The sequence below is a fragment of the Amycolatopsis sp. NPDC051371 genome (assembly GCF_040682155.1).
Taxonomy (GTDB): Bacteria; Actinomycetota; Actinomycetes; order Mycobacteriales; family Pseudonocardiaceae; genus Amycolatopsis.
In genome coordinates, this window is the sequence record NZ_JBFBAG010000041.1 from 41756 (window position 1) to 58710 (window position 16955).

22 protein-coding genes are annotated in these 16955 nt (G+C 69.8%); 14 read left to right on the forward strand and 8 right to left on the reverse strand.

The window, feature by feature from the left end; translation table 11 throughout:
* Window positions 1-180: 180 nt before the first annotated feature.
* The 9 genes from AB0M59_RS38660 to AB0M59_RS38700 are packed head-to-tail and all read left to right on the forward strand — an operon-like array spanning window position 181 to window position 8024.
* A complete protein-coding gene (locus AB0M59_RS38660; protein ID WP_364625449.1) occupies window positions 181-678 on the forward strand; it encodes a hypothetical protein in 498 nt (165 codons plus the stop codon).
* A complete protein-coding gene (locus AB0M59_RS38665; RefSeq protein ID WP_364625452.1) occupies window positions 678-2609 on the forward strand; it encodes a hypothetical protein in 1932 nt (643 codons plus the stop codon). The genes AB0M59_RS38660 and AB0M59_RS38665 overlap by 1 nt, the downstream gene beginning before the upstream one ends.
* Window positions 2606-4012, forward strand: coding sequence for a hypothetical protein (locus AB0M59_RS38670; RefSeq protein WP_364625455.1), 1407 nt, complete (start codon window positions 2606-2608; stop codon window positions 4010-4012). Before AB0M59_RS38665 ends, AB0M59_RS38670 begins: the two co-directional genes overlap by 4 nt.
* Complete coding sequence (locus AB0M59_RS38675) at window positions 4009-5154, forward strand: DUF5047 domain-containing protein (RefSeq protein WP_364625458.1); 1146 nt, start codon at window positions 4009-4011, stop codon at window positions 5152-5154. Before AB0M59_RS38670 ends, AB0M59_RS38675 begins: the two co-directional genes overlap by 4 nt.
* Window positions 5154-5879 (forward strand): hypothetical protein, encoded by a 726-nt coding sequence (locus tag AB0M59_RS38680; protein ID WP_364625460.1) that lies wholly within the window; start codon window positions 5154-5156, stop codon window positions 5877-5879. Before AB0M59_RS38675 ends, AB0M59_RS38680 begins: the two co-directional genes overlap by 1 nt.
* 21 nt (window positions 5880-5900) lie before the next feature.
* Entirely contained in the window at window positions 5901-6458 is a 558-nt protein-coding gene (locus AB0M59_RS38685) for a hypothetical protein (protein ID WP_364625463.1), read from the forward strand.
* Complete coding sequence (locus AB0M59_RS38690; protein WP_364625466.1) at window positions 6455-6850, forward strand: hypothetical protein; 396 nt, start codon at window positions 6455-6457, stop codon at window positions 6848-6850. The genes AB0M59_RS38685 and AB0M59_RS38690 overlap by 4 nt, the downstream gene beginning before the upstream one ends.
* Window positions 6847-7182 (forward strand): hypothetical protein, encoded by a 336-nt coding sequence (locus tag AB0M59_RS38695; RefSeq protein ID WP_364625469.1) that lies wholly within the window; start codon window positions 6847-6849, stop codon window positions 7180-7182. Before AB0M59_RS38690 ends, AB0M59_RS38695 begins: the two co-directional genes overlap by 4 nt.
* Entirely contained in the window at window positions 7182-8024 is an 843-nt protein-coding gene (locus AB0M59_RS38700; protein WP_364625472.1) for a hypothetical protein, read from the forward strand. Before AB0M59_RS38695 ends, AB0M59_RS38700 begins: the two co-directional genes overlap by 1 nt.
* 153 nt (window positions 8025-8177) lie before the next feature.
* On the opposite strand, the gene AB0M59_RS38705 is transcribed toward AB0M59_RS38700, so the two are convergent.
* The 4 genes from AB0M59_RS38705 to AB0M59_RS38720 are packed head-to-tail and all read right to left on the reverse strand — an operon-like array spanning window position 8178 to window position 9297.
* Window positions 8178-8426 (reverse strand): hypothetical protein, encoded by a 249-nt coding sequence (locus AB0M59_RS38705; RefSeq protein ID WP_364625475.1) that lies wholly within the window; start codon window positions 8424-8426, stop codon window positions 8178-8180.
* Window positions 8413-8760 (reverse strand): helix-turn-helix domain-containing protein, encoded by a 348-nt coding sequence (locus AB0M59_RS38710; RefSeq protein WP_364625478.1) that lies wholly within the window; start codon window positions 8758-8760, stop codon window positions 8413-8415. Before AB0M59_RS38710 ends, AB0M59_RS38705 begins: the two co-directional genes overlap by 14 nt.
* Entirely contained in the window at window positions 8747-9100 is a 354-nt protein-coding gene (locus AB0M59_RS38715) for a hypothetical protein (protein ID WP_364625481.1), read from the reverse strand. The genes AB0M59_RS38710 and AB0M59_RS38715 overlap by 14 nt, the downstream gene beginning before the upstream one ends.
* A complete protein-coding gene (locus AB0M59_RS38720) occupies window positions 9097-9297 on the reverse strand; it encodes a hypothetical protein (protein ID WP_364625484.1) in 201 nt (66 codons plus the stop codon). Before AB0M59_RS38720 ends, AB0M59_RS38715 begins: the two co-directional genes overlap by 4 nt.
* Window positions 9298-9575: 278 nt before the next feature.
* Between AB0M59_RS38720 and AB0M59_RS38725 the strand changes: the two genes are divergently transcribed.
* A complete protein-coding gene (locus AB0M59_RS38725; protein WP_364625486.1) occupies window positions 9576-10658 on the forward strand; it encodes a hypothetical protein in 1083 nt (360 codons plus the stop codon).
* Here the strand turns inward: AB0M59_RS38725 and cutA are convergent.
* Entirely contained in the window at window positions 10655-10981 is a 327-nt protein-coding gene (gene cutA, locus AB0M59_RS38730) for a divalent cation tolerance protein CutA (RefSeq protein ID WP_364625489.1), read from the reverse strand. The two genes, AB0M59_RS38725 and cutA, sit on opposite strands and share 4 nt — an antisense overlap.
* Window positions 10982-11107: 126 nt before the next feature.
* Between cutA and AB0M59_RS38735 the strand changes: the two genes are divergently transcribed.
* Window positions 11108-11278, forward strand: coding sequence for a hypothetical protein (locus AB0M59_RS38735; RefSeq protein ID WP_364625491.1), 171 nt, complete (start codon window positions 11108-11110; stop codon window positions 11276-11278).
* Window positions 11279-11374: 96 nt separating this feature from the next.
* Here AB0M59_RS38735 and AB0M59_RS38740 read toward each other — a convergent pair whose 3' ends face one another.
* Window positions 11375-11842, reverse strand: coding sequence for a hypothetical protein (locus AB0M59_RS38740; protein WP_364625494.1), 468 nt, complete (start codon window positions 11840-11842; stop codon window positions 11375-11377).
* Window positions 11843-12314: 472 nt separating this feature from the next.
* On the opposite strand from AB0M59_RS38740, the gene AB0M59_RS38745 reads away from it, so the two are divergent.
* Window positions 12315-13256: an alpha/beta fold hydrolase gene (locus AB0M59_RS38745; protein WP_364625496.1), complete on the forward strand. Its 942-nt coding sequence runs from the start codon at window positions 12315-12317 to the stop codon at window positions 13254-13256.
* A gap of 68 nt (window positions 13257-13324) precedes the next feature.
* Entirely contained in the window at window positions 13325-13750 is a 426-nt protein-coding gene (locus AB0M59_RS38750) for a hypothetical protein (protein WP_364625499.1), read from the forward strand.
* On the opposite strand, the gene AB0M59_RS38755 is transcribed toward AB0M59_RS38750, so the two are convergent.
* Complete coding sequence (locus AB0M59_RS38755; RefSeq protein WP_364625502.1) at window positions 13747-14145, reverse strand: hypothetical protein; 399 nt, start codon at window positions 14143-14145, stop codon at window positions 13747-13749. The genes AB0M59_RS38750 and AB0M59_RS38755 overlap by 4 nt on opposite strands.
* A gap of 134 nt (window positions 14146-14279) precedes the next feature.
* Between AB0M59_RS38755 and AB0M59_RS38760 the strand changes: the two genes are divergently transcribed.
* Window positions 14280-15095 (forward strand): DUF1206 domain-containing protein, encoded by an 816-nt coding sequence (locus AB0M59_RS38760; RefSeq protein ID WP_364625632.1) that lies wholly within the window; start codon window positions 14280-14282, stop codon window positions 15093-15095.
* Here the strand turns inward: AB0M59_RS38760 and AB0M59_RS38765 are convergent.
* The gene (locus AB0M59_RS38765; RefSeq protein WP_364625505.1) at window positions 15092-16942 is read right to left on the reverse strand and encodes a translation factor GTPase family protein; all 1851 of its coding nucleotides are present in this window, start codon (window positions 16940-16942) and stop codon (window positions 15092-15094) included. The two genes, AB0M59_RS38760 and AB0M59_RS38765, sit on opposite strands and share 4 nt — an antisense overlap.
* Window positions 16943-16955 lie beyond the last annotated feature (13 nt).

Below are 16955 nucleotides of genomic sequence, written 5' to 3' on the forward strand. Positions count from 1 at the left end.
AGCCACAGGCATCGCGCCGCAGTACATCGAACGACTCGACGAACGCTCGATCACCACGATGGCCTGGCATCTCGAACAAGCCGAGAAGAAAGCCAACGGAAAGACCTCGGGGACAGGTGAAGTCCCGAGCCGCTACGGCTCCGCCCAGATGTCCGGATAGGCGCGAGGAGGTGCACCCCGATGGCGAAGACCACGCTCACCGTCACAGTGCACATCGAGGGCGTGCGCGAGATCCTGCGCGCGTTCACCGTGCTGCCCAAGGACGCACAGAACGCTATCCGCGACCACTCGCAGGCGCTGGCACGCAAGCTCGCGGTCAAGGCCGTGGTGGACGTGTCCGCCCACGGTGGACCGCAGGGCCCGAACCTGGCGACCACAGTCAAGGCCGTACGTGATCGGGTGCCGGCGATCCAGGTGGGCGGAACCCGCCGTCTCGGCCGCCATCGCGCGCCCGCGTACGGGATGCTCTTCGGCTCGCTGTTCGGCATGACGCGCCGTTCTGGTTGGTACGCCTCGCCGCGCTACGGCACGTCGAGCGGCCGCCAGTACCGGCCGCACCAGGGCCGCGACGCCTACGCGTTCTTCCCGCTCGTCGAGCGCGAGGCAGCCACGATCTCGCGAGAGTGGCACGCCGCCGTTGACGACGTGGTGCGGAAGTTCTCCGAGGGTGGTGCGTGATGGCCCTCGGCGAGCGCACAGTAAAGATCAAGTTCGACGGGTCCAGTACTGGCCTGGTCGCCGCGGCCGCCGTCGCCAAGGCCGAGATGAAGTCCCTCGCCGACGACGCAAAGAAGCGCAGCAAGGCGCTGAACGACTTCGCCAGTGGCGTCGGCAAGGCCGCGCGCGGCGTGATGGACCTGGCGACCAAGGCCGCGTCCGCCGCGTCGGTCGCCAACCTGCTCCCGATCGCCATCAACGGCATCATCGCCGCGGCCGGGCTGCTGCCCCTTGCGGTCGCCGGCGGGTTCGCGCTCGGCGGTGCGATGATCGCGGCCAAGCTCGGCGCCGACGGGGCCAAGCGCGCGTTCGCCCAGCTGAACCCGCAGGTAACCGCGCTCAAGTCGGCGGTGTCGTCGAGCTTCGAGTCCGCGCTGCTGCCCGCGGTCCGCAACCTTCAGGGCTTGCTGCCGAAGACCACGAGCGGGTTCCAGCAGATCGCGACCGCGATGGGCGGCGTGGCCACCAAGGTCACCGGCGTGGTCGCCTCGGCGAAGGGCACCGAGCAGGTCAACACGCTGCTGTCCGGCACGGCCCGGATCATTCAGAACGTCGGCAAGTTCCTGACCCCGGTGATCGCCGCGTTCCTGCGCATCGGCGCCGTCGCCATGCCGATCCTGGTGCAGCTGTCGGGCGGGCTCGGCGCGGCCGGCGAGAAGTTCAACGCGGCCGTGCAGAGCTTCGCCGACTCCGGCGGGCTGGAGCAGTGGATCCGTGGCGCCATCGACGGGTTCAAATCGTTCTTCGCCGTCATCGGCGACGTGGTCGGCATCATCAGCTCGGTGCTCGGCGCGATCCAGGACGCCGGCGGTGGCGCGACAGGGTTCATCGGTCCGCTGCTGAAGACGGTGCGCGAATTCCTGGACTCCGCGCAGGGCCATGACACGCTGGTGAAGTTCTTCGAGGCGCTGAACACCGTGGCCGGCGTGGTGTCCAAGGTGCTCGGCGCATTGCTTCAGGCCGTGGCCCCGGCGATTCCGCCGCTGGCCTCGGCGTTCGCGAGCCTGGCCACGACGATCGGCAACATCCTCGTTCCGGTGATCAATTTCCTGGCGCCGGTTCTCCAGAACATCGCGAATTTCATTGCGCAGAACACGGGCTGGATCACGCCGCTGATCATCGCGATCGGTGCGTGGGCGGCCGCGCAGTGGCTGCTGAACATCGCGATGTCGGCCAACCCGATCGGGCTGGTGATCATCGCGATTGCTGCGCTGATCGCGATCGTCGCGCTGATCATCACCTACTGGGACCCGATCGCCGCGTTCTTCGTCGGCCTGTGGAACACCGTCAAGGACGCCGTGACCGCAGCCGCGGCGTGGATCTGGCAGCGACTCGTGGACGCCTGGAACTTCATCAAGGGCGTGTGGTCCGGCGTCACCGGCTTCTTCTCCGGCGTGTGGGGCGGGATCACCGGCGGTGTGACCACCGCGATGAACTGGGTCCGCGACCGCTTCAACGACGCGTGGGGCTTCATCAAGGGCGTGTGGGGCAAGGTCGGCGACTTCTTCTCCGGCATCTGGTCCGGAATCGGCAACGGCCTGAAGGGCGCGCTCAACGGCGCGATCCGGCTGCTGAACGGCGCCATCGACGGGATCAACAACATCACCGGCGTCGTCGGTATCCCGAGCATCCCGCACATCCCGTACCTGGCCAAGGGCGGCACGGCCAGCGGCGGCCGCCCGTACATCGTCGGCGAGCGCGGACCCGAGCTGTTCGTCCCCGGGCAGACCGGACGAGTGGTGTCCAACGCGCAGACCTTCGGCAAGGCGCAGGTGATCGAGCTGACTATCGACCTGGGCAAGGGCATGAGCGAACGCATCCGGATCGAGCTCGACGAGACCGGGCGGGCAACAGCGCGCGCGGCCGGCGCCGGGGCGGGGGGCATGCGATGAGCACCACGACCACCTACCTCGATGACCTCGGTCGCGTGCGCGTCGAGTTCACCGGCCTGAACACCGACGCGGATTACGCGCTGGTCGAGCGCTCCACCGACGGGATCACCTGGACCACCGTGCGCGGCGGCGACAAGGTCGGCCTGACCGCCGGGGCCGGGAAGCTCGACGACTACGAGTTCGCCGCCGGCGTCGCGAACACCTACCGCGTGACCGCCGTCGACGCGGCCGACGTGACGCGCTTCGGGTCGGGTGCCTTCACCACCGGCAACAACACGACGTTGAACCCGCCGCTGCCCGCGTCCACTCCGAACGGTGCGCTGCTGACGCTGTTCGTCACACACGCCAACACCGCGGCCACGATCACCACGCCGACCGGGTGGACGCTGCTCGCCGGGGGCGCCGGGCACATGGCCGTGTTCTACCGGACCATGGCCGGCGGCGTCACCGCGCCGTCGGTGGCGTTCTCCGGCGGCGCATCGGGTGACTCGTGCTCGGCGATCGTCACGGCCTGGACGAACGCCGCCACCCCCGTACACGCTGCTCTGCAGACCAACGCCAGCGCACAGAACGTCTCCACGCCCGGCGCCACGCTCGCCGCCGCCGGCGTCGTGTGGGTCATGCAGGAGTGGAAGAAGTCCACCGGCACGGGCGCTGCGCTGCCCACCGCGCAGTTCGAGGCCGACCCTGTGGGCGGGTTCAACACGGCGGGCGCGAACAACGAGTCGCAGATCATCTGGCGCACGTTGGCCGCCACCAACGCGCAGACGATCCCGTCGTCGGTCACCACCTGGACCGGTGGCTCGGCCGCCGTCAGTAAGGCGCGGCTGCTGCGGACGACGAAGCGCCTGAACGTCGGTGTGGAGACCTCGGTGATCACGCCGGTACTCGATTCCGTTTGGATCAAGAACGTTCGCCGACCGTCGCTGAACCGGAAGGCCACGGTGTCCGGCATCTCCGAGATCACCCGCCCGTCGCGCGTCGCGATCATCGACGTGATCGGCCGCACGATGCCGCTGGCGATCAACGACGTGCGCGGCTCCCAGCGGTTCACGCTCACGGTCACCACGCCGAGCCTGGCCGCCGCCGCCGACTTCGACAACGCCCTGCTCACCGGTCACGCGGTGTTCATTCAGGCACCCACGGCGTTGTGCGCGATCCCGACCGTGTACGCCACGATCGGCGACACCGCGCAGCGCAAGACCGCCGCGCGCGGGGTGCGCCGGTACTTCGACCTGCCGGTGACCGAGGTCGCCGCGCCCGCGTCCACGGTGTACTCCGACACCTTCACCTACGCCGACGTGCTCGCCACGTACGCCACGATCGCGGACGTGATCGCCGCGAACGTGTCGTACTCGGCGCTGGTGGACAAGGTCTCGACCGCGGTGGTGATCGTCCCGTGAGGCCCACCACCGACTCGTTCCAGACGGCTCTACGCGGGTCGCACACGCTGGCATCCCGCTGCACGCTCGTCGCGCCCGGCCAGACCGGCACGTCCCCGGTCGGGATCGCGATCCCGGGCGTCTCGACCCTGGGGCGGCTGCCCGTCCTGACCGGCGACGTGACCACGGACATGACCGCCGATGTTCAGTCCACGCTGGACTTGTCGACGGTGTACCCGTGGCCGTCCAAGCCCACTGACCCGGGCACCCCGTACGGCCAGGAGATCTACGTCGAGCGCGGCGTGGAGTACGGCACCGGCACACAGGAGCTGGTGGGGCTCGGTTACTTCCGGATCGACAAGGTCGAGCAGCAGAGCGTGCCCGATGGCGCGATCCGGATCACCGCGTCCGACCGGATGGCGATGGTCCGCGACGCCCGCAACACCGCGCCCGTCCAGTTCGGATCCGGCGCGTCGGTCGGGTCGGTCATCGACTACGTCGTGGGCCAGGCCGTGCCCGGACTGGTCACCGTCTACGACTTCAGCGCCTACACCACGCTGCTCGGCTCCGATCACGTGCTCGACGAAGACCGGCTGGGGTTCGTGCAGGACTTGCTTGCCGCGTATGGGAAGTACGGCTACTTCGACTACGCCGGCCGCTTTCAGGTGAAGTCGGTGCCGGACCTGACGAAGACCGCTCCGGTGTGGGAGATCAACTCCGGCGCGCGCGGTGTGCTGGTGTCGATGCAACGCACCATTTCCCGCGAGGCGGTTTACAACATCGTCGTGGCCCGGGGTGAGCCGGTCGGCGAGCTGCCGCCCGTGCAGGCCGTGGTGTCCGACGACGACTCCACCTCGCCGACGTGGGTCGGTGGGCCGTTCGGGCTGGTGCCCACCGTCTACAGCTCGGCGTTCATGACGACCGTCGACCAGTGCAAGGGGGCAGCGAAAGCGAAGCTGGCGAAGGTCACCGGGCTGCCGTATGCGGTGTCTCTCGGTTCGATCCCGAACCCCGCGCTGGAGGGCTGGGACGTGGTCGCCGTGGCCTACCCGGGCAACTCCGAGGTACACATCATCGACCGCATCACCTACGGGCTTGCACCCGGGGACTCGATGGGCATCGACACCCGCAAGCAATACCTGACGCGGAAAGCGGGTGCGTGATGGACGCTCTCGCCTACGCCGTCGCGATGGCCGCCGCGAACGCCGCCGCAGCGACACCGCCCGGCGGCGCCGACCTGTACCACTATCAGGGACAGATCGTCTCGTGGGACGAGTCCACGGGGGTCAACGCGGTGGCGGTCAACGGCGCGACGGTCTCGAATCTGCGCGTGCTCCAGTCTGGCGTCGGGCTCGTGTACCAGCCGGGCGACACTGTGATGATCGAAAAGCGGATGTCGCAGTGGTACATCCTCGGCAAGGTCGCCGCGCCGGGAGCCGGTGCGGCCAACCAGGTCGCGTCACAGCTGGTGTCCGCATCGCAGGCCACCACCAGTACGTCGTACACGGACCTGGTCACCGTCGGGCCGGCCGTGACCGTCTACATCGGATCGTCTCGGCGATGCCTGGTGACGGTGTCAGCCACGATTAACAGTCTCGCCAACGCGGGAACCGGTGTTGGGCAGTGGATCGGAGGTAACGCATCCTTCGCCGTGTCCGGCGCCTCGGCGATCGCGCCGAGTTCCGATTTCTACGTGGGCGGCGAGAACTGGTACGCCACGTCGAGCGCGCCCGTGGGGTTCTACATGGGCGGGTCGCGGACGACCGTGCTCACGGCCGCGCGCGGCCTGAACGTCGGATTCAACACCTTCACGATGAAGTACCTCGCGTTGTCTGCGAACCCTGGGGCCACGTTCTTTGACCGCACGATCACCGTCATTCCGTTCTGACGCAAGGAAAGGAGCCCAGTCATGGGCAACACGAGCCGATACGGCTGGGCTTACCCGGAGACGGTCGACCCGCCGAACACCGCACTGCACCTCAAGAACGCTTTGACCGCTGTTGAAACGACGGTGGGTGGGCTCGACGACACGGCGGGCGCGGCGAGTCGTCCGCGTGGCTACGTGGGCGGGGCGTCCGGCAACGCCGACACGACGGTCACCACGACCGAAGCGGTGCTGCTCTCGGCGACGTTCACCACGGTGGCCGGCCGCCGGTACAAGTTCACCGCGGACGCCGAGTACTACCAGAAGACCGGCACGCCTGGCACGAACATGATCCAGAACGTCCGCGTGATCGCCGGGGCAACGCCGACGGCGAACGCCGGCACCCTCGTGCGCGCCAAGCACCCGAACACGGGTTCCTCCCTGTTCGTGACGCTCCCGACCACGCTGATCGGGACCTGGGTGGCGCCGACCTCGGGGACGTACGCGGCGTCGTTCACGGTGAAGAGCGACGCCGGTACCGGCGGCATCGCGGGCGGTGCGGACCACACCTACGAGCTGATGATCGAGGACGTGACGGGATGACGATCACGAGCACGCGCAACCCTTTCGAGACGCTGATCGTCGCGGCATTCGGCCTGTACTGCTGCGCTGGACTGGCCGCGTTCGACACCGTGGCCACCACGACGCTGCGCGGCTACCCAGTGCCCTTCGGGCACGTGTTCCTCGCCGTTGGGCTGGTGACGTGCTCGGTCGCGCTGACCGGCATCATCCGAGCGGCCACCGTCAAGGGCGTGCTCTGGGAGCGCGCCGGCCTCACCGGTCTGGCCGGCGTCGGGTTCGCCTATGCCTGCTGGGGCTTGGGCACCACGGGCGTGCGCGCGCTGGCGTTCTGCTTGTTCCTCTTCGCGATGGCCGCGGCTGCGGCGTGGCGGGCGGTCCAGATCTCCCGCGCTCGGAAGGTGGCCCTCGGATGAGCGACATCCTGACGTGGCTCGGCGGCGCCGGCGGCGTCGGCGCCGTGGCCAAGGCGGTGTTCGACATCGCGAAAGCACGGTCCGACGCCCGCAAGGTCAACGCCGACTCCGCCGCCGTGCTCGTGCAGACCGCGGCCGAGTCCAACAAGGACCTCGGCGAGGACTTGAAGGAAGTCCGCACCGAGCTGCGCGAGGTCCGGGCGACGCAGCGGCGGCACGACGACGTGCTGCGCGTGCACCACCGCTGGGACGAGCAGGTCGTGGACCAGCTCCGCCAGCTCGGCGGCTCGATAGCCGACCCGCCGCCGCTCTACCTCCCGGAGGTTCCCTGATGCGCACCATGTACGACGCGGTCACGGCCGCGAACATCACCAAGGCCAACCCGAACCCGCAGCTCGTCGCTGGCTACATCGACAAAATCAAGCTCGCGCCGTGGAGCGCGTCCGACTGGGCGCTGTTCCCGAACGCCCGCAAGGTGACCATCGTCAAGAAGGCGTCTACCCGCGACGGGCACGTCCTCGACGTTGAGCCCGGAGACGCCACGCCGGAGCAGGCACCCGGCTGGGCTGCGCAGCGGCGCGCCGACGGGTTCGCCTTCCCCGCCATCTACTGCAACCGCTCGACCTGGCCGAAGGTGAAGGCCGCGTTCGTTGCGCAGAAGGTCGACCCGCCGCTGTACTGGATCGCGACCGCCAGCGGCCGGCCGGAGATCCCCGACGGCGCGATCGCCGCGCAGTACATGCTCGACGTGGCGCCCGGCATCGACGTGTCCGCCGTCGCGGACTACTGGCCTGGCGTCGACCCGGCCCCATCCAACGGCGGCCCAGCCGCCTCGACCACCGGAGTGGAGCTCATGGAGCGCATCACGATCAACCCGCCCGCCGACGACCCGACCAAGGACCAGGCCCGCCGCGTGTTCCTGTCCGGCAGCCAGGGCGCCGCGGTCATCTTCCGGCCGCGGCTGAACGCCGAGGGCTACGCGATCAACCCGATCTGGGTGCCCAGCATCTTCGCGTGGGGCTCGGACCACCAGGGCATCGGCTACAACCCCGCCGACGACAAGGGGTACCAGCCGAAGCTCACGAGCCACCGCGTCTACCGGCTGCCCGGCGGGGTGTGGGCGGACCTCAACTTCTCGTGCGCCGGGCCGTTCGAGCTCGACATCGTCGGCTGAACGAGCGGGACCGGTGCACCCGGCAAGCCGGCCGAGGGCGGCGCACCGGTCCCGCCTCCGCCGCGCACGGCCCTGGTGTGGGCGGCGGGCCTGGAACCCGGCCGGCGCGCCCGCCCGCGAGGGGGAGGGAGGGCAGACGCACCGGCCGGGGGCTCACGACGGTTCGTAAGGACGCTCAGCCGTCGTGAGCAGTTCGGTGGAATCGGCCGTCCGGCCGTCGAGCTCTCCCGCGCGGGCGGCAAGCTCGGCGCCGATCCGCACCAGATCACGGCCGAGCGCCCGGAGTCCGGCGGCGTACTCCGTGTCGTCGGGCTGGAGGGTGAGCAGCTGCAGTGTCACCGTGCCGATCTCGCGGTTCACCTCGGCGAGCCCGGCGAGCAGCGTCCGATCACGTTCGTGCATCACGGCCCGCCTTCGTCGAGGGGCGCAGCGTCACGCCGTGGTCGAGCAGCAGTTCGCGAATCAGCTTGAAGTACAGGCCGTGCCGCTCGGCGAGAGTGAGGATGCTCGCGCCTTGGGCGTATTCCTCGGCGAGCTGTTCGGGCGCGATGGGGCACGTCCTCACGGACCGGGCGCGCAGCTCGACGCCCGCGCCGAGCAGCAGCCGACGCGTCCATGAGTAGCTCCGCTGCGTGGCTTCAGCGATCGCACCGATCGAGGCGCCCTCGCTGTAGGCCTTGGCCATCGCCTCGGCGTCCATCAGCCTGTCGGAACGGTCGCGGTCACGCGCGTGCATCGCGGGTCACCACCTCGAACAGGTCGCCGGCGAACCCGCCCGCGGCTGGCGTACCAGTCCGAGGGTGCGGCACGCGGGCCCATTCGTAGGCTGCGCACCCCGGACATGCCTGGCCCCTCTGCGGGAGCACACCGCGCGGCCCGAGCTCGCGCCGGTCGTGTTCAAGGGGGTAGCCGGGGCCTAGCAGGCACCACGGCCGCAGCAGGTCCAGCCGCGGGTGAGCGAGCTCGGCGACGAGATAGAGGTGCGCCCGTCCGTCGGCGTCGAACAGGCGCCACTCCCACCGGCGGACCATCGGCCGCGGAACCGGGGTGCGGGGCCAGTCGTCGAGTGCGGTCATCGAATTCTCCGCTCCGCCTCGAACGCGCAGAGCGCGGCGTGGGCCAGCTCCCAGTCGTCGTCCGTCATGTCGGCGATCGTCAGCGGCGGCCAGTAGGTGTCCAGGTCGATCTCGTTCAGCCGTTGGCCGCCGGTGTTGAACACGGAGGCGCCGGCCCAGAACGTCGGCCTGTCGCCGAGTCCCTCTCGCGTCGTCACGTGGTTGACGCTAGGAGCGATAATGCCTGGTAGGAGGAGCCCGGAAAGGTGGCCATTCGCCGGGGGTGGCCAGAACCAGGGGCCAGCGCGATGATGGCCACCTGGCAGGGTGCGAACCGCGAGGAGTACGAGTGGAGCAGCAAGGGGTGGGCGCACTGCTCCGAACCGAGCGGAAGCGCACCGGCCGTTCTCAAGCCGATCAGGCCGAGGCGCTTTCCGCGATTGCGGGACGGCCCGTAACCCGCAACGAGATATCGCGCTGGGAGTCCGAGCGGCGATTGCCGACTCCGTTCTGGCAGAAGCACATCGCGGCGAGCTTCGAAATCGACGCGCAGGACATCCGGCGAGCTGTCACGGCGACCCGCACGGAACAGCGGAAGGCGAAGACGGGAGAGGTAGTGCAGCGGCGCGAGTTCATCGGAGCAATGGCCGCCCTGGCAATTCCGCTGGCTCGCACCGAACAGCCGACCTCGCGCCGAATTGGGCAATCCGACATCGACGAGCTGCGCCGCCGAACCGCCCGGCTCCGCCGTCTCGACAACATCATGGGTGGTGCTGAGACCTTTCCGGTGTACTCCGCCGAGGTCGATTTCACGCAGCGGCTGCTCCGCGAGTCCAGCCACGCGATCGAGGTCGGCCAGCAGCTGCGCGCGTTGCTGGCCGAGCAACAACAGCAGGCCGGCTGGGCAGCGTTCGACCACGGCCAGCACGCACTCGCCCAGCGGCTCTACAGCGAAAGTCGGGACGCCGCCGAGGAGGCCGGCGCACTCGACCTCGCCGGGAACGCATTGGCCTACGCCGCCTACCAGCAGACCACCACATCGCAGAGCGGGACGGCACTGGCTACGGACTCGTGCGAGGTCGCGCGGCCGATGGCCACGCCGAAGGTGAACGCCCTCCTGCTCGAGCGGAAGGCGTGGGCGCACGCGACGGCGCGCGAGCCACAGGAGGCCGACCGGGCGCTGAACCTGGCGCGTGAGGCCCTGCAAGTCCGGGACGACCGGCCCGATCCGGACTGGGTGTTCTGGGTGAACGACGCTGAGATCGACATCATGGCCGGCCGGTGCTGGACCGAGCTACGCCGGCCGCTGCGGGCCGTGCCGGTGCTGGAGCAGGTGTTGTCCGGGTTCGACGATACGCACGCGCGGGACAAGGCGCTGTACCTGACGTGGCTTGCCACGTCCTACCTGCACGCTCACGAGGTCGAGCAGGCCGCCGCGACCCTGACCCGCGCTGTCGACCTGGCCGCCGGAGTCAGCTCGGTACGACCGGCCGTCCGGATCCAGGCCGTGGCCCGCCAGCTGACGCGGTACCGGTCGACGCCGGCGGTCGGCGAGCTGCTGACCCGAGTGGGTGCCTAGGCCTCGGCGCTCGTCGACTCTTCGAGCCACCGCAGGTAGCCGGCGGAGCCGCGCACGAGCTCGACGGCGGTCACTTCCGGCTTGTTCCAGGGGTGCTGCTCGACGATGTGCGCTTCGAGCTCGGCGTACCGGGCGTCGGTGGTCTTGAGCGTCACGTTCCACTCCTCGCCCTCGCCCTGCTCGCCGAGATGCCAGAAGAACGACGCGACGGGGCCGGTGACCTGCGCGGTGGCCGCCAGGCGCGCGGCCACCGCCGATCCGGCGATCTTCGCGCCTGACGCGCGGTCGGGGGTCGTTGTCGTCACGAGGAGGTGAACAGCCATGCGGCCAGCCTAGGGGCGCGTGGACGCCCTGACCTACCGTCCGCGATCTTGTAACAGCGAGCCTCCGGCGGGCGACTTGGACGGCGGACCACGCCGTGGAGCGGGGTAGCCAACCAGGGAGGTGCCGTGTTCGGCCGGAAGAAGCGTCGCAACATTGCCAAGCAGACCGAGATCCAGCGCCGTCAGGCCGAGGCACAGGGCCTCGTGGTGAGCAAGTACCCCGAGGGATCGCTCGGAGACCGGCTGCACAAGCGCAAGGCGCGGAAGGCCGCGGAGCAGGGCAACCCCACGAGCTGACCGTAACGCGAGAAAGCCCCTGCCTGGCCACGATGGCCAGGCAGGGGCTTTCGTACATCGGCTCGTCGCGCTGCTCCCGCCGCAGCCTGGCCGCGCTTATCGGCCAGCCGCCGCGAGCAGCCGCAGCGCCGCGCCGTACTCGAACGTCGTGCACCCGACCACCGCCCGGCAGGTCTCCCGCGCCCGCTGGCCGAGGTACGGCGTGTACCGCGAGCCGAGCAGCAGCGACCCGCAGTCCGCCACCGTTTCGACGTACCGGCCGTAGACGCGGGAGCGCAACCGTCGGTCCGGGTACGCGCGCATCTGCTGGGTGTGCATCCACTCGTGGTTGACGATGGACAGGATCAGGGCGGGTTTGCAAGGCACGACCTCGGACACCGTCACGCCCTCGTCGGGCAGTGTCACGCCCCACGCGTCCGGCCGGGTCGGGCCGACGCGCCACTCGACGCCGAACCGGCCGAGCTCGGCGAGCCGCGCGTCGACGAGCGTGCCGCGGTCGCAGGACGGCGCCGCGGCCGCGCGCGCCGGAGCCAAGCCGACGAGCAGCCCGGCGACAGCCGCCAAGACAAGGAGCACGGCGACGGCGCGGAGCAGGCGCCCGTGTTCCGTCTCTGTTCCGTGGGAGGGCCAATCAGGGCCAATTTCGACCAACGTGGACAAACGCTGGATTGGCTGGTCAACGGCCCGTCGAGGCGCAGATCGCCAGGTCGGATTGCCGCCCCTCCGAGAGCACCCAGATCTACGAGGGCACGAACCAGATCCAGAAGGTCGTCATGGCCCGCGCCCTGCTCAGGGGCTGACCCGCTCCCGAACCACCGAAGCCCCCGGCGACCACGCGGCGCCGGGGGCTTCGTCGTGTCCGGGGGCGGCGAGCTTTTGTCATCCCCGTAAGTGCCACCCAGACCCTGCTGTGTCACTCGTAGCAGGTCAACCGGCGGAAGAAAATCACTCACCAGGGGGAGTGTCCGAACAAGTTACCCGCGCGTTAACCCATTGGTGACGCGGATCACCATCGGTTCACAGAGAGGTGAAACGGATGGGCGCAACGACGCGCAGGTGGCTCACGGCGGTGGCTGTCACAGCGGCCGCACTCGTGCTGGGGGCCGGGACGGTCCAAGCGGCCGAAAAGGAACCCACCGGGCCCGTGCAGCCCAACATCCTCACGGCGGCCCTCTACTCGCTCGGCGCTCCCACCATCGCGCCGCCCGGGGCGAACGACTGGAACTGCAAGCCCTCCGACAAGCACCCCAATCCCGTCTTGCTCTCCAACGGGACCACCGCCAACGCCTACGAAAACTGGGCCAACCTCTCCCAGAAGCTCGCCAACGCCGGTTACTGCGTCTTCGCCGGCAACTTCGGCGGGGCGCCCGGGAGCTTCCTGCAGACCGTCGGGCCCATCGCCGACACCACGAAAGCGCTTGCCGCCTTCGGGGACAAGGTCCTCCGAGCCACCGGCGCCAAGAAGCTCGACGTCGTCGGGCACTCGCAGGGCGGGATGAACGTCCGGTACTGGATCAAGTACCTCGGCGGCGCCGACAAGATCAGCCGGCTCGTCGGGCTGTCGCCGTCGAATCACGGGACCGACCTCTTCGGCCTGCTCAGCACCCTCGAACTGATCCCCGGCGTGCCGGCCGCGCTCGGGACCGTCTGCCAGTCGTGCAACGAGCAAGCCGTCGGCTCGGCCTTCCTCACCGACCTCAACGCCGGTGGCGAGACCGTCGACGGCATCCAGTACACCGTCATCCAGACCCGCTACGACGACGTCGTCACGCCGTACACCAGCGCGTTCCTCGCTCCAAAACCGAACGTCAAGAACATCCTGCTGCAGAACGTCTGCGGGCTCGACTTCACCGATCACCTCGGCATCACCTACGACCCCGTCGCCCAGGGGCTGGTGCTCAACGCGCTCGATCCGGCCCACGCCAAGACCCCGCCGTGCGTGCCGGTGCCGCCCGTGATCGGCGGGGAGATCGGCTGATTTTCGCCACCTGAGACATAACCCACCGCCGGGGCGCTTTTCCGCTCCGGCGGTGTCACTCTCGAAGGATGTATTGGCCGGTTCCGGCGTCCTGGACGCCCCACGACGAAGCCGAGCTGGTCGCCGGCTGGCGGCTGTGGCTCGAACTGTCCGACCGCGCCTGGCCGACGGCCGCCTGGGACGGCACGCCCGCCGGGGCCGTCGCCCGGTTGCGGGAGCTGCTCGCCGCTTGTGACGACATCGAGACGGCCTACCGCGAGACGGCGAAAGCGCCGTCGCCCGGGATCCAGCGACTGGTGCAGGGCCTCGTCGTCGCGGCGGGGACGGCGATCGGGCTCTGGTGGGACGACTTCGACCAGCTCGACGACGAACGCGCGGCGCTGCTGCACGACGACCTCGCGCGGTTCGCCGAGCAGGCGGACCAGGTGCTGACGCTGCTCGCGGTCAACGGCGGCTGGACCGGGCTCGACGAAGTCCGCCGACGTCCCGCCTAGGCGGCCAGCGTCGGGTCGGTGCCGCCGTCGTCGACGGGCAGGAACTGCGTGCCGCCGAGAGCGTCGACCAGCGGGCGGTCCAGCGTCAGTTTCCGCGCCGGGTCGAGCGTCCACGCGAGCTCGACGAGCGTGTCGACGTGCTCCGAGTCCGCGACCTGATGGGCGACGTCCGGGCCGTCCACGGACCACGTGCCGTCGATCTCCATCCGCAGGCGGACGACGAGCCGGCCGGGTTCCGCGGTGTGCCAGCCGAAGCGGTGGACGACGAACGCCGTGCTCCAGCTGGACCAGTACTGCCAGCCCGAGCCGTCGGCGCGGAAGCCCAGTTCGGTGTACTCGGTCGAACCGGGGTGCACCTCCGACTCCGACCAGTAGCCGACCAGTCGCGCATCCATGCTCCGGACCCTCCCATCGCCGCAAGGGATTACGCCGCATGGCCCAGCGGCGCACGGGCTGCAGTGGGTACCTAGAGGGCATGAACCGGACATCAGACGGCGTGAACCGGACCGAGGACTCCGCCCGAAGAGGCGTGAACCGGACCGAGGCCGAAGCCGACAGAGGCGAGAAGAGCAACACCGCGCAGCTGCTCGGCCGGATCGGCATGGCCTGCTACGGCGTCGTCCACCTCGTCATCGCCTACCTGGCCGCGCAGGTCGCCTTCGGGGACAGCGAGCAGGCCGACCAGAAGGGCGCGCTGCAGCAGGTCGGCTCGACGGCCTTCGGCCAAGTCCTGCTCTGGATCCTCGCCATCGGCTTGGTCCTGTTCGGCCTCTGGCAGTTCCTGATGGCCGCCACCGGCTACGAATGGGTCAGCGGCGGCAAGCGGACGCGCAAGCGGATCGGCGCGGCCGCGCGCGGTGTCGTCGTGATCGTGCTGGGCTTCACCGCGTTCCGGATCGCCACCGGCAGTGGTGGTGGCGGGTCGGGCAACCAGAGTCAGCAGGAGTTCACCGCCAAGCTGCTCAAGCTGCCGGCCGGGCCGGCGCTGGTGATCATCGCCGCGGCGTGCGTCCTCGGGGTCGCGATCGCCGCCGGCGTCAAGGGCGTGAAGAAGACGTTCCTCGAGGACCTCGACACGACCGAGCTGCCGGGGAAGACCAAGCGCTGGATCGGCTGGGTCGGCACCACGGGCTACCTCGCCAAGGGCGTCGTCTTCACCGTGGTCGCGATCCTCCTCGCCATCGCCGGGTTCCAGGCCGACCCGAACAAGGCCGGCGGGCTGGACGCCGCGCTCAAGACGCTCGCCGCCCAGCCCTTCGGCACCGTGCTGCTGATCGTGGTGGCGCTCGGCCTCGCCTCGTTCGGCGCGTACTGCTTCGGCGCCGCCTGGGCGCACAAGCGCTAACGCCGGGCCACCTGCGCGAGGTAGTCCTTGCGGTCCAACGGGTTCTCCCCGGTCCGCGGCCGCGTCGGCGGCGGACCGGGATACGGCCGGTAGTCGTCGAACTCACTGAGGAAGACGCCTTCGCCCTGGCCTAGCGCCAGCAGTGCCTGCTCGAACGCGTGGACGTGCTCGGCCGGGATCGTGCCGTGCAGCGTGTACGACGACGGCCCGGCGACCGGTTCGCCGGGCACCCCGCGCAGGTCCGCGAGCTTGAGCAGTGCCGCGCTGACGGCGTTCGCCGGGATCTCCAGCTCGAAGCGGTGCACCGGCTCGTACACCCGCGTGCCGGCCTGCTTCAGCGCCGCCATCAGCACCAGCGGCGTCATCTTGCGGAAGTCGCCCGCGGCGCTGAGCGGGCTGAAGAACGCCGTGTGCGTCAGCGTGACCGCGACGTCCAGCACCTCCCAGCCGTACAGCCCTTGCTCGAGCGTGGTGTGGACGGTCTCTTCGATGGCCTTGTGGAACGCGAGCGGCAGCGAGCCCAGCTCGACCGAAAGCCCGAACGTGACGCCGGGACCGGGTGCCACCCGCAGCCCGACCGTCGCGAAGAAGTACAGCCGCTGCTCCGGATCCAGCTCCTCGACGGCCTCGCCGCGGCCGACCGGCTTCTCGACGTACAGGGTGCGCGTCCGCTCGAACGTGACGTCGATGCCGGCGCCCTCGGCCAGCATCGAGCGCAGCACTTCCTTCTGCACTTCGCCGTAGAGCCGCACCGAAATGTCGTGGCCGTACCGGCGGACGTCGATCAGCGGGTCCTCTTCGGACAGCCGGGTCAGCGCGGTGAACAACGCCGCCGCCTGCTCGGGCCGGACCGGCCGCACCACGGTCTCCAGGCTCGGTGGCGCGAACACGCCGTCGCGCGTGGTGCCGGGGGAGCCGAGCCGGTCGCCGATGCGGACCTCTCGCAGCCCGCGCACCCGGGCGACGTCCCCGGCGAGCGCCACGTCGTCGCCGGCGACTTCGATCGCGGAGACCCGGCCGGTCAGCTCGGTTTTGCCGCGGTAGAAGGAAATCCGCTGGCGCGCGGCCAGTGAACCGGAATGCAGCCGGGCATAAGCGATCTTTTCGCCGGCGTGGCCGCGGTCGATCTTGAAAACCGTCGCGTGCAGGGGTCCGTCGCCGGTGCGCTCGGTGGCCGGGAGCAGTTCGGCCATCGCCGTGACCAGGTCCGCGACGCCGGTGCCGGTGATCGCCGAGCCGGACAGGACCGGGTGCAGCTCGCCGCGCGCGACCTGCCGGGCCAGCTCGGCGCGGCAGGCCGCGGCGTCGACGTTGTTGTCCACATAGGACTGCAGGAAGGTGTCGTCCCCGTCGGCCAGCAGCTCGGCCAGGTCGTCGAGAGGCGCGTTCAGCGCGATCGCCCGCGGCGCCAGCTTCGCGCGGACGTCGTCGAGGAGGTCACGGGCACCCCGGCGGTCGATCTTGTTGACGAAGATCAGCGTCGGGATGCCGAGCCGGCGCAACGTACGCATCAGGACGCGGGTCTGGGCTTGGACGCCTTCGACGGCGGACACCACCAGGACGGCCCCGTCGAGCACGCGCAGCGCGCGCTCGACCTCGGCGATGAAGTCCGAGTGGCCCGGGGTGTCGATCAGCGTGATCCGGGCGTCGCCGGTCGTGAACGAGACCACGGCGGAGCGGATGGTGATGCCGCGACGGCGTTCGAGCTCGAGGGAGTCGGTCCGGGTGTCGCCGCGGTCGACGCTGCCGAGGTGCTCGATCGCGCCCGCTTCGAAGAGCAGGCGCTCGGTCAGGCTGGTCTTACCGGCGTCGACGTGCGCGAGAATGCCGATGTTCAGGGTTTTCACGATCGTGGGAGAT